Source organism: Cupriavidus sp. SIMBA_020 (genome assembly GCF_046535395.1).
In the GTDB taxonomy this organism is placed as follows: domain Bacteria; phylum Pseudomonadota; class Gammaproteobacteria; order Burkholderiales; family Burkholderiaceae; genus Cupriavidus; species Cupriavidus campinensis.
Genome location: NZ_JAWRWU010000719.1, coordinates 1 through 267, shown reverse-complemented (window position 1 = coordinate 267; position 267 = coordinate 1). Strand labels below are relative to the sequence as shown.

General features: G+C 31.8%; 1 protein-coding gene. It reads left to right on the top strand.

The window, feature by feature from the left end; all coding sequences use genetic code 11:
• Nucleotides 1-267: hypothetical protein (locus SB751_RS31215; protein WP_410749172.1), on the top strand; the 267-nt coding region annotated here is incomplete at both ends.

Sequence of the window (267 nt, the reverse complement as noted above, 5' to 3'; positions counted from 1 at the left end):
CCATCACGCTTGATGCAGCTTATATACTCAAAAGCAATTGAATATATTGATAATTATTATCCAATCAGGCACATGCTATTAGATATCCATACAGAGGAACAAGAAAATTATGAAATTGGTAAGAATATTGTTGATAAAAAAATTAAAAATGGGCAATGGAGATGGCTAAATTCTACCTCCCCAAACTATAGAGTTGAGGTATGTAATGCAAAGCCTCAAAAGTCAATGAATGTACTCTTAAGTTACATTTCAGACACTAATACTGAA